Source organism: Pseudonocardia hydrocarbonoxydans (genome assembly GCF_006539565.1).
Lineage (GTDB): Bacteria > Actinomycetota > Actinomycetes > Mycobacteriales > Pseudonocardiaceae > Pseudonocardia > Pseudonocardia hydrocarbonoxydans.
This window is the reverse complement of sequence record NZ_BJNG01000036.1, coordinates 39,005-54,160: the sequence shown is the minus strand read 5'-3', so window position 1 is coordinate 54,160 and position 15,156 is coordinate 39,005. Positions and strand designations below refer to the sequence as shown.

The 15,156-nt window shown below is 76.4% G+C and carries 13 protein-coding genes; 5 read left to right on the top strand and 8 right to left on the bottom strand.

The genetic code is table 11. The features are described 5' to 3' along the window. Position 1: 1 nt before the first annotated feature. Positions 2 to 934 (bottom strand): LLM class F420-dependent oxidoreductase, encoded by a 933-nt coding sequence (locus PHY01_RS19535; protein WP_141280473.1) that lies wholly within the window; start codon positions 932 to 934, stop codon positions 2 to 4. Between the two features lie 17 nt (positions 935 to 951). Between PHY01_RS19535 and PHY01_RS19530 the strand changes: the two genes are divergently transcribed. Next, positions 952 to 1,869: an oxidoreductase gene (locus tag PHY01_RS19530; protein ID WP_141280472.1), complete on the top strand. Its 918-nt coding sequence runs from the start codon at positions 952 to 954 to the stop codon at positions 1,867 to 1,869. 22 nt (positions 1,870 to 1,891) lie between these two features. Then, positions 1,892 to 2,899 carry a lipoyl synthase gene (lipA, locus tag PHY01_RS19525; protein ID WP_370467366.1) on the top strand — a complete coding sequence of 336 codons (1,008 nt, stop codon included), beginning with the start codon at positions 1,892 to 1,894 and terminating at the stop codon, positions 2,897 to 2,899. A 76-nt stretch (positions 2,900 to 2,975) separates the two neighbouring features. On the opposite strand, the gene PHY01_RS19520 is transcribed toward lipA, so the two are convergent. The 3 genes from PHY01_RS19520 to PHY01_RS19510 form a co-directional block, all read right to left on the bottom strand. Then, positions 2,976 to 4,082, bottom strand: a complete 1,107-nt coding sequence (locus PHY01_RS19520; protein WP_246086015.1) for a lyase family protein — start codon at positions 4,080 to 4,082, stop codon at positions 2,976 to 2,978. 84 nt (positions 4,083 to 4,166) lie between these two features. Next, the gene (locus PHY01_RS19515; RefSeq protein ID WP_141280470.1) at positions 4,167 to 5,366 is read right to left on the bottom strand and encodes a cytochrome P450 family protein; all 1,200 of its coding nucleotides are present in this window, start codon (positions 5,364 to 5,366) and stop codon (positions 4,167 to 4,169) included. A gap of 25 nt (positions 5,367 to 5,391) precedes the next feature. Then, entirely contained in the window at positions 5,392 to 6,519 is a 1,128-nt protein-coding gene (locus PHY01_RS19510) for an NAD(P)/FAD-dependent oxidoreductase (protein ID WP_170183892.1), read from the bottom strand. 190 nt (positions 6,520 to 6,709) lie between these two features. Between PHY01_RS19510 and PHY01_RS26645 the strand changes: the two genes are divergently transcribed. From PHY01_RS26645 to PHY01_RS19500, 3 genes are all read left to right on the top strand, one after another. Further along, positions 6,710 to 6,871, top strand: coding sequence for a hypothetical protein (locus PHY01_RS26645; protein ID WP_170183891.1), 162 nt, complete (start codon positions 6,710 to 6,712; stop codon positions 6,869 to 6,871). A 73-nt stretch (positions 6,872 to 6,944) separates the two neighbouring features. Then, complete coding sequence (locus PHY01_RS19505; RefSeq protein WP_141280468.1) at positions 6,945 to 7,601, top strand: 4'-phosphopantetheinyl transferase family protein; 657 nt, start codon at positions 6,945 to 6,947, stop codon at positions 7,599 to 7,601. Continuing rightward, the gene (locus tag PHY01_RS19500; protein ID WP_141280467.1) at positions 7,598 to 8,920 is read left to right on the top strand and encodes a DNA polymerase IV; all 1,323 of its coding nucleotides are present in this window, start codon (positions 7,598 to 7,600) and stop codon (positions 8,918 to 8,920) included. The genes PHY01_RS19505 and PHY01_RS19500 overlap by 4 nt, the downstream gene beginning before the upstream one ends. Positions 8,921 to 8,948: 28 nt before the next feature. Here the strand turns inward: PHY01_RS19500 and PHY01_RS19495 are convergent, their stop codons facing one another. From PHY01_RS19495 to cobN, 4 genes are read right to left on the bottom strand one after another with little or no spacing between them, the layout of a single operon-like run. Then, complete coding sequence (locus PHY01_RS19495) at positions 8,949 to 9,569, bottom strand: hypothetical protein (protein ID WP_141280466.1); 621 nt, start codon at positions 9,567 to 9,569, stop codon at positions 8,949 to 8,951. Between the two features lie 60 nt (positions 9,570 to 9,629). Beyond that, positions 9,630 to 10,685, bottom strand: a complete 1,056-nt coding sequence (gene cobT, locus PHY01_RS19490; protein WP_218030233.1) for a nicotinate-nucleotide--dimethylbenzimidazole phosphoribosyltransferase — start codon at positions 10,683 to 10,685, stop codon at positions 9,630 to 9,632. Continuing rightward, positions 10,682 to 11,416 (bottom strand): precorrin-2 C(20)-methyltransferase, encoded by a 735-nt coding sequence (gene cobI, locus PHY01_RS19485; protein WP_141280465.1) that lies wholly within the window; start codon positions 11,414 to 11,416, stop codon positions 10,682 to 10,684. The genes cobT and cobI overlap by 4 nt, the downstream gene beginning before the upstream one ends. Continuing rightward, the gene (cobN, locus tag PHY01_RS19480) at positions 11,413 to 15,129 is read right to left on the bottom strand and encodes a cobaltochelatase subunit CobN (RefSeq protein ID WP_141280464.1); all 3,717 of its coding nucleotides are present in this window, start codon (positions 15,127 to 15,129) and stop codon (positions 11,413 to 11,415) included. The genes cobI and cobN overlap by 4 nt, the downstream gene beginning before the upstream one ends. Between the last annotated feature and the right edge of the window lie 27 nt (positions 15,130 to 15,156).

Genomic DNA, 15,156 nt, shown 5'->3' with positions numbered 1-15,156 from the left:
GTCAGAGCCGCCCGGCGACGTCGGAGGCGATCAGGTCGATCTGGTCGAGGTCGTCGAGGTCCATGAGCTGCAGGTACAGCCGCGTGACCCCGGCCTTCTCCCGCCAGGTGCCGATGCGGTCGACGACCTCGGCCGGGGTACCGGTGAGGCCGTTGGCGCGCAGCTCGTCGACCTCGCGGCCCAGGGTCAGCGCGCGGCGGGCGATCTCGGCGTCGTCACGGCCCACGCACACGACCTGCGCCACCGAGCGCACCAGCTCCGCGGGGTCGCGGCCGACCGCCCGGCACGCGGCGTCGACGCGCCCGAACTGCTCCGCGGCGACGTCGACATCGGAGAAGGGGACGTTGAACTCGCTCGCGAACCGCGCGGCCAGCTCCGGGGTGCGCCGCTTCCCCCGGCCCCCGACGACGATCGGCGGGCGCGGCTGCTGCACCGGCTTGGGCAGCGCCGGGGAGTCGGTGACGGTGTAGTGCGCACCGTCGAAGGAGTAGCGCTCGCCGGGCAGCGTCCCCCACAGGCCGGTGACGATCTCCAGCTGCTCGGCGAGGCGGTCGAAGCGCTCCCCCAGCGGCGGGAACGGGATGCCGTAGGCGGCGTGCTCGGCGTCGAACCAGCCCGAGCCCAGTCCCAGCTCGACGCGCCCGCGCGACATGCGGTCGACCTGGGCCACCGACACCGCCAGCGGGCCGGGCAGCCGGAACGTCGCCGAGGACACGAGCGTGCCGAGGCGGATGCGGGAGGTCTCGCGGGCGAGCCCGGCGAGGGTCAGCCACGCGTCGGTGGGGCCGGGCTCGCCGGAGGCGTCGCCCATCGCGAGGTAGTGGTCGGAGCGGAAGAAGGCGTCGTAGCCTGCCGCCTCGGCGGCCTGGGCGACCCGGAGCAGGTCGTCGTAGTCGGCGCCCTGCTGGGGCTCGGTGAAGATCCGGAAGTCCACCCGTCGAGGATAGGGACATGGGGTGGACGATCTCGGACCTACCGGACCAGACCGGACGGACGGTGCTGGTGACCGGCGCCACGTCCGGGCTCGGACTCGCCTCGGCGACGGCGCTGGGCCGGGCCGGGGCCCGGGTGCTGCTCGGGGCGCGCGACCCGGACCGCGGCCGGGCGGCGGTGGCGCAGGTACAGGGTGGCGAGCCGGTCGAGCTCGACCTGGCCGACCTCGACTCGGTCCGCCGGGCCGCCGCCGACGTGCGGGAACGCACCGGCGACGCTCTACACGTGCTGATGAACAACGCCGGGGTGATGGGGCTGCCGCCGGGGGTGACGGTCGACGGGTTCGAGACCCAGATCGGCACCAACCACCTCGGCCACGCGGCGCTGACGTGGCTGCTGATGCCCGCGCTGCGCGGGGCCGGCGCGGCCCGGGTGGTGACGCTGTCGAGCCTCGCGCACCGCGGGCCCGGCCTCGACGTCGACGACCTGCACTTCGCCCGCCGCGCCTACACCGGCGCCCGCGCCTACAGCCAGAGCAAGCTGGCCAACCTGCTGTTCGCCGCCGAGCTCGACCGGCGGCTGCGGGCGGCGGGCGCGGACGTGATCTCCGTCGCGGCGCACCCGGGGCTGACCGACACCGCGCTGCTGTCGACGTCGGTGCGGGCGCGTGCCGGGGCCCGGCTGGTGCTCCCGCTGGCCCGGGCCGTCAACGCGGTGGTGACGCAGCGGGTGGAGCGCGGGATGCTGCCGCAGCTCTACGCGGCGACGTCCCCGCAGGTGGACGGGGGTGACTACGTCGGCCCGGGCGGTCCGGGCGAGTCCCGCGGTCTCCCGGCCCCGGCCCGGCGCAGCGGCGCGGCCCGCGACGCCGCGCTGGCGGCCCGGCTGTGGGAGGTCACCGCCGCCGAGACGGGCGTGTCCCCGGATCCGGCGTAGCCTGGCCGGTGTGACAGCCCAGATGATCGGGGGCGCACCCGAGGGTCGCAAGCTCCTGCGCCTGGAGGTCCGCAACAGCGAGACCCCCATCGAGCGCAAACCGCCGTGGATCCGGACGAAGGCCCGCACCGGCCCGCAGTACACCGAACTCAAGTCGCTGGTGCGCTCCGGCGGCCTGCACACGGTGTGCGAGGAGGCCGGCTGCCCCAACATCTACGAGTGCTGGGAGGACCGCGAGGCCACCTTCCTCATCGGCGGCGAGCAGTGCACGCGGCGCTGCGACTTCTGCCAGATCGACACCGGCCGCCCCGCCGATCTCGACCGCGACGAGCCCCGCCGGGTCGCCGAGTCGGTGCGGCAGATGGGCCTGCGGTACTCCACCGTCACCGGCGTCGCGCGCGACGACCAGCCCGACGGCGGCGCCTGGCTCTACGCCGAAACCGTCCGGCTGATCCACGAGCTGAACCCGGGCACCGGCGTCGAGCTGCTGATCCCGGACTTCAACTCGGTCGACGCCCAGCTCGACGAGGTCTTCGCCACCCGTCCCGAGGTGCTCGCGCACAACCTGGAGACGGTGCCGCGGATCTTCAAGCGGATCCGGCCCGCGTTCCGCTACGACCGCTCGCTGGAGGTGATCACGAAGGCCCGCGCGGCCGGGCTGGTCACCAAGTCCAACCTGATCCTGGGCATGGGCGAGACGCCGGAGGAGGTCGTCTCCGCGCTGCGCGACCTGCACGAGGCCGGCTGCGAGATCATCACGATCACCCAGTACCTGCGGCCCTCCGCGCGGCACCACCCGGTCGAGCGCTGGGTCAAGCCCGAGGAGTTCGTCGAGCACTCCGAGGCCGCGCAGGCCATGGGGTTCGCCGGGGTGATGGCCGGGCCGCTGGTGCGCTCGTCGTACCGGGCCGGGCGCCTCTACGCCCAGACCGTGCGGCACCGCGGCGAGGAGCTCAGCCCCGCCCTGGCCCACCTGGAGACCGAGGGCGCCGCGGCCCAGGAGGCCAGCAGCCTGCTCGCCCGCCGCTGACCGCGTCGAACCGTCCATGATCACCGTCTGGGCGCGTTACCGGCGACATCCCGCCGGAAACGCGCCCGACCGGTGATCATGACGGGGGACGGCCGCCGAGGATCCGGTCCACCAGCTCGGGTGCGCGGCCCACGTCCGGAGGGCCCGCGACCATGCGATCGGGATGCACCGCCAGCCCCTCCAGGCTGACGCGCAGCCGCGCCGCCGCCCCGCCGGTGGCGCGCAGCAGGTCGGCCAGGGTCTCCCACTCGCTGTGCCACGCCCCCGCCGCCCGCTGGTGCTCGCCGTCCATCGCCGCGAGCAGCACCGCGACGAGCCCGGGCGCCCGGCGCGCCGCGGCGCGGGCGGTGACGGCGGCGATCGGGTTGCGCTTGTGCGGCATCGACGACGAGTCCCCCGGCGCGGCCTCGCTCACCTCCCCCAGCTCCGTGCCGGCGAGCAGCACGACGTCGGTGGCGGGCTTCGCGCACGCACCGGCGGCGACGCCGAGCGCTCCCGCCAGCTCGCCCACGCGGGTGCGCTCGGTGTGCCACGGGACGCCCGGGTCGGCCAGGCCCAGGCCCGCCGCCAGGTCGGCGGCGACGGGCAGCGGCAGGCCGTCGAGCGTGCCCGCCGGGCCCCCGAGCTGCACCGGCAGCCCGCGCAGGACGGAGGCGAGCCCGGTGCGGGCGCGGTCGAGCCCGGCGCACCAGCCCGCGGCGACGAGGCCGAACGTCGTGGGCAGCGCCTGCTGGCCCAGCGTGCGGGCCGTCGTCGGGGTGTCACGGTGGGCCGCGGCGAGGCCGGCGGCGGCGTCGGCGGCCCCGCGCAGGTCGTCGAGCAGGATCTCCCCGGCCCAGCCGGTGAGCAGCATCGCGGCGGTGTCGAGGACGTCCTGGCTCGTCGCCCCCGGGTGCACCGAGGGGGCCACCTCGGGCCCGACGGCCGCGCGCAACGCGCGGACCAGCGGGATCACCGGGTTGCCCCCCTCGACGGCCGCGCGCCCGAGCGCCGCCGGGTCGAGGTCGAGCTCGACGGCCGCGATCGCCTCGGCGTGTGCGGCCGGGATGACGCCGTGCGCGGCCGCGGCCCGGGCCAGCGCCACCTCGACGGCGACGAGCGCCGCCACCCAGGCGGTGTCGTCGAGCCGGGCGGCGACCCGGTCACCCCCGAACAGCGGGTCGAACAGCGCTCCGCGCGTCACGCACACCTCCCGGTCGTCGGGCGAACGGCACGTCCGCCCGACGCCATTGTGCGAACGTGCCGTTCACCCGGCGGGTACGGGGGCTCAGGCGGGCGCGCCGGGGTGCACCGGGAGGGTGCGCAGGCCGCGGATCAGCGTGCTGCGGCGGTAGACCAGCTCGGCCGGGTCGACGGCCAGAGCCAGCTCCGGACGCCGGGCCAGCAGCAGCCCGATCGCCTCCTGGCCCTCGATCCGGGCGAGCTGGGCACCCAGGCAGTGGTGCAGCCCGTGGCCGAACGCGGTGTGGCCGCTCGCGTCGCGGTCGATCCGCAGGTCCGCGGCGTCGGGGAGGCGCTTGTCGTCCCGGTTGGCCGAGGCCAGCGAGAGCGACACGACCGAGCCGGCCGGGATCGTCACCCCCGAGTACACGACGTCCTCGGCGGCGAACCGGGCCGGGGCGCTGTGCACCGGGGAGTCCCAGCGCAGGAACTCCTCGACCGCGGGGCCGATGAGTTCGGGCCGCTCCGCGAGCAGCGCCCGCTGCTCCGGGTGGGTGAGCAGGGCCAGCACACCGTTGCCGATGAGGTTGACGGTGGTCTCGTGCCCGGCGATGAGCAGCATCATCGCCATGGCGACCAGCTCGTCCTGGGCGAGCACGTCGCCGTCGTCGGCCACCGCGATCAGCCCGCTGATCAGCGCGTCGTCGGGGTTCTCCCGCTTGGCGTCGATCAGGGTCGACAGGTAGGCGTGCAGCTTGCCCGCCGCCTCCATCGACTGGTCCTGCGTCGACTCGTCGACCATGACGTTCGACCAGGCCGCGAAGTCGTCGCGGTCCTGCGCGGGGACGCCGAGCAGCTCGCAGATGACGAAGACCGGGAGCAGGAAGGCGTAGGAGGCCATGAGGTCGACGGGCCCGGTGGCGGGCAGGTCGTCGATCAGCCGGTTCGCGTACTCCGCGACGCGCGGGCGCAGCTCCTCCATCCGGCGCACGGTGAAGGTGCGCGAGACCAGCTTGCGCAGCCGGGTGTGCTCCGGCGGGTCCATCAGGATCATCATCGGGATCGGGGTGGCCGGCTGTCCCTCGCGGGCCTCGGCGGGCAGCGTGTACCGCCAGTCCTTGCTCAGCCGGGGGTCGGTGAGCGCGGCCCGCACGTCGGCGTGGTCGAACATCATCCAGACCGGGCCGTCGGGCTGCTGGACCCGGCAGACCGGGGCACCGGAGCGCTGCGCCGCGTAGAGCGGGTACGGGTCGGACCAGAACGCGCCGTCGAACAGGGTGGCGGGGTCGTCGTGGGTGGTGGTCACGGGGCTCCCATCGCTGATGTAAGCGTCAGCTTACGTGAAGCCGGGACGGCGCCAGGCCGGCCGGAGCGGGCGCCCCGCGCACCACCGCCGCGGCCAGCACCGACAGCGCGGGCGCGGACTCGATGCCCGACCCGCCCTGCCCCGCGACGAACCAGAAGCCGGGATGCTCCGGCCACGCGCCGACGACCGGGCGCCGGTCGGGCACGAACGAGCGCAGCCCCGCCCAGCTCGTGCGGACCGAGCGCAGCCCCAGCCCCGTGACGGCCTCGACGCGCTCCAGCGCGAGCGCCACGTCCACCTCGGCGGGGCGGGCGTCGCCGGGCGGGGCGGGGGTCTCGTCGCCGCGGGAGACCAGCAGGTCGGCGCTGCCGGCCCGGAGGTCCCCGTCGGTCCTGAAGTAGAAGCGCTCCGCGGCGTCGATCACCATCGGGCGGCTCAGCCGCGACGGGTCGGGCACCCGGGCCACCGCGATGGTCCGCCGCAGCGGCGCGAGCCCGAGGCGCGGGACGCCGGCGAGCGCGGCGACCTCGTCGGCCCAGGCCCCCGCGGCGTCCACGACCTCCCCGGCACGCAGCACCGCACCGCCCGCCGTGACCCGCCAGCCGTCGCCGTCGCGGGCGACCGCGGTGACCCGGGCGCCCGTACGGACCGCGCCCCCGCGGGCCTTCAGACCGCGGACGTAGCCCTGGTGCAGCGCGTCGGTGTCGACGTCGGCCGCGCCCGCGGTGAGCGCGGCGGCCCGGACGACGCCGGGGACGAGGGTCGGGCAGAGCCGGTGCGCGTCGGCGGCGGCCAGCGGGGCCGGGGCGTCGGGCTCGCCCGCACGCTCGGCGAGCAGCGCGACCAGCGCCCGCTCGCCCGGCTCGTCGCAGCCGACCCAGAGCACCGGGCGCGGAGTGAGCAGCGGCGGGGTGCCGAGCTCGTCGGCGAGCGCGGCGAACCGCGGCCCGCTGCGCTCGACCAGCTCCCGCACCTCCCGGGCGCCGTGCCCGGGCACGTAGACCGCCGCCGAGCGGGCGGTCGAGTGCGTCCCGAGGGCGTCCTCGGCCTCCAGCAGCAGCACCGACCGGTCGGCGGCCAGCTCGTAGGCCACCGACGCCCCGGCGATGCCGCCCCCGATCACCACCACGTCGGCCACCGCTCCGTCAGGCACGGCCCCACTGTAGGAAATCCGCTCGCGCGGGCGGGCGGCCCGCGGCTACCGTCCCGTCCATGCGCAACTGAGACGCCGCCGCGACCACGCGGCCCCCGCGGCCGGTCGACCCCTCCGGTCCCCGCCGCCCCGTCCCCGTCCACCGGCCGGTCCGGCCGTGTCCGGCCCCGTGCTGCCTCAGGAGTCCCGCATGCGTGAACCGAACCCGAACCCGAACCCGCCCGCCAACCGCGCCGCCCGGCGCGGGACGCGCACCGAACCGGTGCCCCCGGCCGTCCGCCACCGCGGCCCGGCGGCACCCGCCCGGCCCGCCCAAGGCCGCCGGATCAGCCCGATCCGCCGCTCGGCCTGATCCGCGGCGTGCCGCGCCGCCGGTCCCGTTGCTGCACCGCGGCCACGGGACCGGCGGCGCCTACGATCGCGACGTGGGCACCTGCACGGTCTGGTGGGCCGCGCCGCTGACACCCGGCGACGCGCCCGGCCTCGTCGGCATCCTCGACGCGCACGAGCGCGAACGGCTCGACCGCTTCCGCCGCGAGGTCGACGCCGCCCGCTACCTCGCCGCCCACGCCCTGACCCGCCTCGCGCTCGGCGCGCGCCTGGACGCCGATCCCGCCGCGCTGGTGTTCGACCGCACCTGCCGCTGCGGCCGCCCGCACGGCAAGCCCCGGCTCGACGGCGACGGGCCGGGCTTCTCGCTGACCCACGCGGGCGACCTGGTCGGCGTCGCCGTGCACGACGGACCGGTCGGCCTCGACGTCGAACAGGCCCGCCCGCTGCCCGACCTCGCCGGGATGGCCGCGCACGCCTGCTCCCCCACCGAGACCGTCGGCGACGAGGCCGCGTTCTTCCGGCTCTGGACGCGCAAGGAGGCGCTGCTCAAGTCGACCGGCGAGGGCCTGTCGACGCCGATGTCGGACATCACGCTGGCCGCCGACGGCGCCGTGCGCTGGGCCGGGCGGCAGGCCTGGCTGCACGACCTCGCGCCCGCCCCCGGCCACCCGGCCGCGCTCGCCGGGCCCGGCGCCGTACCGCCGGAGGTGGTCGAGGCGGACGGGAACGCCCTGCTGCGCACCCGATGAACGCCGGCCGCTGGGTCCTGCACCTGGACATGGACGCCTTCTTCGCCTCCGCCGAGCAGCTGACCCGCCCCACCCTGGCCGGGCGGCCGGTGCTGGTCGGGGGCCTGGGACCGCGGGCGGTGGTGGCCGGGGCGAGCTACGAGTCGCGGGTGTTCGGGGTCCGGTCGGCGATGCCGATGGGCCAGGCCCGGCGCCGGTGCCCCCACGCGGTGACGGTGCCGCCGCGGTTCGTGCTCTACCAGGCGCTGTCCGAGCAGGTGATGGCCGTGCTGGCGGAGGCGGCCCCGGTGCTGGAGCCGGTGTCGGTCGACGAGGCCTACCTGGAGCCGCCCGCGCTGGCCGGGGCCGCGGCCGACGCCGTCGAACGGTTCGCCCGCGACCTGCGCGCGGCGGTGCGCGCGGCCACCGGGCTCCCGGCGTCGGTCGGGGCCGGGTCGGGCAAGCAGCTGGCGAAGATCGCCTCCGAGCTGGCCAAGCCGGACGGGCTGCGCGTCGTCGGCCCGGACGAGCAGGAGGCGGTGCTCGCGCCGCTGCCGGTGCGCGCGCTGTCCGGGGTCGGTCCGGTGGCCGAGGCCGGGCTGCACCGGCTGGGCGTCCGCACCGTCGGCGCGCTCGCCGCGATGGACCTGCGCGAGCTGACGGGCCTGCTCGGCACCGCCGTCGGCACCGAGCTGCACCGCCTGGCCCGCGGCGTCGACGAGCGGCCGGTGGCGCCGCGCGGCGCGGCCAAGCAGGTGAGCGCCGAGACGACCTTCGACGCCGACCTCACCGCGATGCGCGCGGTGCACGAGGCCGTCGCGCGGATCACCGCCTCGGCGCACCGCAGGCTCGTGGGGTCCGGCCGGGCGGCGCGGACCGTCACCGTCAAGGTGCGCAGCGCCGACTTCACCACCCACACCCGGTCCGAGACCGCCGCCGTGGCCAGCACGGACCTGGGCGAGCTCACCGCGGTGGCGCAGCGCCTCGCCCGGGCCGCGGTGCCCGAGGGCGGCGTCCGGCTGATCGGGGTGTCGCTGGCCGGGCTGGGCGACGACCCACCGCCCGCGTTGTTCGCGCCGCCGCGGTCCGCGCCGGTCGCAGGCGAGGTCCCCGAACTCCCCGCGGTCACCGACGAGCCCGCGCCGGACGCCGACCGGCCGTGGCGGCCCGGCGACGACGTCAGGCACGCCGCGCACGGCCACGGGTGGGTGCAGGGCGCCGGGCACGGGCGCGTCACCGTGCGGTTCGAGACCCGCTCGACGGGCCCGGGCCGGGCACGCACGTTCCCCGCCGACGACCCGGCGCTGACCCGCGCCGACCCCCTGGGCAGTCTCACCTGATCAGCCTCACCTGATCAGCCTCGCCTGATCAGGATCGGCGCGACCAGCGCCGGACCACCGCCAGCCGGGCCGGGCCGGGGGGCGCCGCGCGCGGCAGGGCGGGCAGCGCCTCGTCGAGGCCGTCGAGCACCAGCCGCCCGGCGAACCGGTGCAGCAGCGCCGCCCCGTCGGCGTCGCACCAGGCGGCGGCGAGGGTGCGGGCCAGCGCGGCGAGGCACCGCTCGTCGCGGGCCCGGTCGTGCGGCCCGGGACGGACCATCACCAGCAGCGGCGCACCCGAGGGGTCCAGCAGGACGGTGTCCCCGGCGATCCGGCCGTGGTGCAGGCCGCGGGCGTGCAGTGCCCGCACGACCCGGGCGATGCCGCCCAGCACCGCGACCGCGTCCTCGGTGCCCAGCCCGGTGCCGGTCGTCAGGTCGTCGATGGTCGGGCCGGAGGGCTGCGGGGTCCGCAGCCAGACCGCGCCGTCGCGCACGAACACGTTGCCGATCGGCAGGAGCCCGCCCACACCGGTGTCCCGGATCTGGCGGACGGCCTCCTCCGGCACGCCGTCGGCCAACCGCAGCAGCGCCCCGACCCCGCCGTCCGACGGCGGGAACCAGGTGACGTCGGGCGTCACCCGCACCGGCCGGGCCCGCCGTCGCGTCATCGATCCACCTCGTCACGGGTCCCGACCCGGAGACGTACTCGCCGGGGCCCACCCGTGGCGTTACACCGGCTCGTGGGCCGCGTCGGTGACGCCGGCGTCGCCGAAGGTGGCGACGTCGTGCAGGGCCTGCGCCGCGGCCCGCAGGAGCGGCAGCGCCAGCACGGCCCCGGTGCCCTCGCCCAGACGCATGCCCAGGTCGAGCAGCGGGTCCAGGCCCAGATGCCCCAGTGCGAGGCGGTGCCCCGGCTCGGCGGAGCGGTGCCCGGCGACGCAGTACCCCACGGCCTGCGGTGCGAGCGCCGCCGCGACCAGTGCGGCCGCCCCGGCACTGACGCCGTCGAGCAGCACCGGGATCCGCCGCGCCGCGGCGCCGAGCACCAGCCCGGCGATCGCCGCGTGCTCGAGCCCCCCGAAGGCGGCCAGGACCCCGAGCGGGTCGGCCGGGTCGGGGCGGTGGCGGGCCAGCGCGTCGCGGACGACGGCGGTCTTGCGGGCGAGCGTCGCGTCGTCGACGCCGGTGCCGCGGCCGGTGGCCCGCTCGGGGTCGGCGCCGGTGAACGCGCAGATCAGCAGCGCGGCGGCGGTGGTGTTGGCGATGCCCATGTCGCCGGTGAGCACGCACCCGCTCGCGGGGACCGCCGCGATCCCGGCCTCGACGGCGGCGACCACCTGCGCCCGGGTCAGCGCGGGGCCGAGCGTGAGGTCGGCGGTGCCGTCGGCGACGCGCCGGGCGAGCACGCCGTCGAGGTCGGGCAGCGGGACGGCCACGCCGACGTCGAGCACCCGGACCTGCACGTCCGCCGCCCGGGCGAAGGCGTTGACCACGGCCCCGCCGGCGGCGAAGTTGGCGACCATCTGCGCCGTCACCTCCTGCGGCCACGGCGTGACGCCCTGCGCGTGGACGCCGTGGTCGCCCGCGCACACGACGACGACGGCCGGGTCCGGCGGTGGCGGCGGGCAGGCACCCGCGATGCCGCACAGCGTGACCGCCAGGTCCTCGATGCGCCCCAGCGAGCCGGGGGGCTTGGTCATCCGGTCGAGCCGGTCGGCGGCGGCGGCGCGCGCGGCGGCGTCGGGCGCCACGATCGCGGCGAGGGTGTCGTCGAGCAGGCTCACAGCGCGCCCCCGCGGCCGGTGCGGGCGGGGGGCACGATCAGCGTCGACAGGTACGGGCCGGGGGTGTCCGGGTCGAGGTCGGCGGCGGGGCGCACGTCCTCCTCGACCAGGCCGAGCCCGGCCCCGTACACCGCGCCGTCGAGCCGCCCGGTCTCGCGCAGCACCGCCAGGGTCTCGGGGAGCATCCGGCCGAACTTGTAGGCGACGACGGCGTCGCCACGGTTCAGGGCCTCGCGGAACCGGTCGGCGCCCGCCGTCATCGGGAACAGCGACAGCGTCTCCCGGCCCTCGACGAGCGGGGTGCCGCTGCGGGCGGCGAGGTCCTGCATCGCGGTGATGCCGGGGATCAGCTGCACGTCGAGCTCGCCGACCAGGTCGCGGACGGTGGCGGCGAGGTAGGTGAAGGTGGAGTAGACGCACGGGTCGCCGATGGTGGCGAACGCCGCGGTGCCGTCGGGGTGCGCGGCGAACCAGCGCGCCACCTGCGCGGCCGCGGCGTCCCACGCGTGCTCGCGGCGGGCGGTGTGCTCGCGGTCGTGCAGCGCGAACACCACCCGCTCGACGCGCCAGGCCTCGGCGTAGAACAGCGCGGTCTGCTCGGCTCGGCCGGTCTCGCCGGAGTCGGCGACGGGCACGAACACGACGTCGGCCTTGGCCAGCAGGTTCGCCGCCTTGACGGTGACGAGATCGGGGTCACCGGGGCCGACGCCGACCCCCACGAGAGTGTTCATCCCTCGAGGTCCCCTTCCAGCTCCAGGTAGCTCTGCCTGAGCCGGTCGAGGACCGAGTCGTCGGGCTTGGCCCACATGCCGCGGTCGGCCGCCTCCAGCAGGCGTTCGGTGATCCCGCGCAGCGCCCAGGGGTTCGACTTCTCCATGAACGCGCGGTTGGTCTCGTCGAACACGTAGCTCTCGGCGAGCTGGGTGTACATCCAGTCGTCGACGACGCCGGCGGTGGCGTCGTAGCCGAAGAGGTAGTCGACGGTGGCGGCCAGCTCGAACGCGCCCTTGTAGCCGTGCCGCTGCATGGCGGCGATCCACTTCGGGTTGACGACGCGCGCGCGGAAGACCCGCTTGGTCTCCTCGGCCAGCGTGCGGGTCTTCACGGCGTCGGTGACGGCGGAGTCGCCCACGTAGGCGGCCGGGGTGCGCCCGGTCAGCGCGCGGACGGTGGCGACCATGCCGCCGTGGTACTGGAAGTAGTCGTCGGAGTCGACGATGTCGTGCTCGCGGGTGTCCTGGTTCTTCGCCGCCACGGAGATGCGCCGGAAGGACTGCTCCATGTCCGCGCGGGCCTCCCGCCCGTCGAGTCCGCGGCCGTAGGCGTAGCCGCCCCAGACGGCGTAGACCTCGGCGAGGTCGGCGTCGCTGCGCCAGTTGCGGGCGTCGATCAGCGGGAGCAGGCCCGCGCCGTACGCGCCGGGCTTGGAGCCGAAGATGCGGGCGGTGGCGCGGCGGCGGTCGCCGTGCGCGGCCACGTCCTCCTCGACGTGCTCGCGCAGGAAGTTGTCCGGCTCGTCGAGCTCGGCGACGGCGGCGAACGCGTCGTCGAGCAGGGCGATGACGTGCGGGAACGCGTCGCGGAAGAAGCCCGAGATGCGGACGGTGACGTCGATGCGGGGGCGGCCCAGCTCCTCGCGCGGCACGATCTCGAATCCGGTGACCCGGCGCGAGGCGTCGTCCCAGACGGGGCGGGTGCCGATCAGGGCGAGGATCTCGGCGAGGTCGTCGCCCTGGGTGCGCATGGCGGAGGTGCCCCACACGGTCAGGCCGACCGACCGCGGGTACGCGCCGGTGTCGGCCAGGTGCCGCGCGATGAGCGAGTCGGCCAGCATCGACCCGATCTCCCAGGCGCTGCGCGAGGGGATCGCCTTCGGGTCGACGGAGTAGAAGTTGCGCCCGGTCGGCAGGACGTTGACCAGCCCGCGCGTCGGCGAGCCGGACGGCCCGGCCGGGACGTACCCGCCGTCGAGGGCGTGCAGCACGCCGGTGACCTCGTCGGTGGTGCGGTCCAGCCGCGGCACGACCTCGGCGCACCCGAACTCCAGCACGGCGACGACGTCGGGGACCTCCTCGCCCAGCAGCTCTGCGCACACCGACGCACCACCGGACCAGCCCCGCTCCTGCACGCCGGTGACCAGCGCCCGGGCGACGCCCTCGAGCACGTCGACGAGATCGGCCCCGGTCCGGGCGGGCCCGCCCGCGAGGCGGACCAGCCGCTCGCGTGGGTCGCCCGCCCCCCATTGCTCTGCGCACCCGGACGCATCGCGGTGCGTATCGGTGTGCAGAGCAGAGGGGGCCACCGGCGCCCCCGGATCCGCCAGCAGGGCCTGCTCGTCCAACCCCGCCCACGCCGCCAGCGCCGCGCGCAGGCCGGGCAGGGCCCGCTCGCCGCCCCACACCTGCGTGGCACGCAGGATGCTCAGTACGAGGTTGACCTGCGGCTCGCCCTCCGGCACGCCGCCGAGCACGTGCAGGCCGTCGCGGATCTGGACGTCCTTGACCTCGCACAGGTACCCGTCGATGTGCAGGATGAAGTCGTCGAAGTCGTCCTCGTCGGGTGCGGCGTCGACGTGCAGGTCGTGGTGCAGCTGCGCCGCCTGCACCACCTCCCAGATCCGGGCGCGCAGCGCGGGCAGCTTCGCCGGGTCCATCGCCTGGACGGTCGCGTACTCGTCGAGGAGCTGTTCCAGCTTCGCCATCTCGCCGTAGGTGTCGGCGCGGGCCATCGGCGGCACGAGGTGGTCGACGACCACGGCGTGCCCGCGGCGCTTGGCCTGCGTGCCCTCGCCCGGGTCGTTGACGATGAACGGGTACACCAGGGGCAGCTCGCCCAGCACCGCGTCCGGCGCGCAGTCGGCGGACAGGCCGAGCCCCTTGCCCGGCAGCCACTCCAGCGTGCCGTGCTTGCCCAGGTGCACCACGGCGTCGGCGCCGAAGCCGTTCTGCTCGACACCAGCCTCCAGCCAGCGGTACGCGGCGAGGTAGTGGTGCGAGGGCGGCAGGTCCGGGTCGTGGTAGATCGCGATCGGGTTCTCCCCGAACCCGCGCGGGGGCTGGATCATCAGCATGACGTTGCCGAAGGTGAGCGAGGCCAGGACGATGTCGTCGCCGTCGACGTAGAGCGAGCCGGGCGCCTCCCCCCAGTGCTCGCGGATGCCGTCGGTCAGGGCGGCCGGGAGCGCGTCGAACCAGCGGCGGTAGTCCGCCAGGTGCACCCGCGCGGGGGCGGCGGAGAGCTGCTCCTCGGTCAGCCACTCGACGTCGTGCCCGCCCGCGGCGATCAGGGTGTGGATCAGCTCGTCGGAGTCCTCGGGGAACTCCCCCACCGCGTACCCGGCGTCGCGCAGCGCGCGCAGCAGGACCACGGCCGACGCGGGGGTGTCCAGCCCCACGGCGTTGCCGACGCGGGAGTGCTTCGTCGGGTAGCTGGACAGCACCACGGCGAGCTTCCGCTCCCCGACGGGCGTGCGCCGCAGCGACGCGTGCCGCACCGCGAGCCCCGCGAGCCGGGCGGCGCGCTCGGGGTCGGCGCGGTAGACGGGCAGATCGTCGCCCGGCGCGGTCTCCTTGAACGAGAACGGCACCGTGATCAGCCGGCCGTCGAACTCGGGGATGGCGACCTGCATGGCGGCGTCCATCGGCGACAGCGCCGCGTCGGACTCCTCCCAGGTCGCGCGCGAGGTCGTCAGCGACAGGCCCTGCAGGACGGGGACGTCGAGCGTGGCGAGCGCACCGGCGTCCCAGGCGTCCTCCTCGCCCCCGGCCGAGGCCGCGGACGCGACGGTGCCGCCCGCCGCGAGCACCGTGGTGACCAGCGCGTCGACGCCCGAGAGCAGCGCCATCAGGTCGGTGTCGGCCTGGCGCAGGGACGCGCAGAACACCGGCAGCGCGTTGGCGCCGCGCTCCTCGATCGCGTCGCACAGCGTCTCGACGAACGCGGTGTTGCCGCTCAGGGCGTGCGCCCGGTAGAAGACGACGCCGACCGTGGGCCGGGCGGGGTCGCGCGGCCGGGCACCCAGCACGCCGAACTCCGGCGTGGGCTCCGGTGCGGCGAACCCCTCGCCGGTGAGCAGGACGGTGTCGGACAGGAAGCGGTGCAGCTCCGCCATGTTCGTCGTGCCCCCGGCGGCCAGGTAGGCCAGTGCCTCCGCCGTCACGCCCGCGGGCACGGTGGACGCGGCCATGAGCTCGGCGTCGGGGGCCGACTCGCCGCCCAGCAGCACGACCGGGCGGCCCGAGGCGACGAGCGCGTCGACCCCCTGCGGCCAGGCGCGCCGACCGCCGAGCAGGCGCAGCACGACGACGTCGACGCCGTCGAGCAGCGCAGTCAGCCCCTCCGGCTCGACGCGCGCGGGGTTCGCCGTGCGGTAGAGCGCACCGGAGCCGCGTGCGGCCAGCAGCTCGGTGTCGGCGGTGGACAGCAGCAGGACGACGGGCGCCATCTTCGGGCTCCTCCTCCGAGGGTCCGC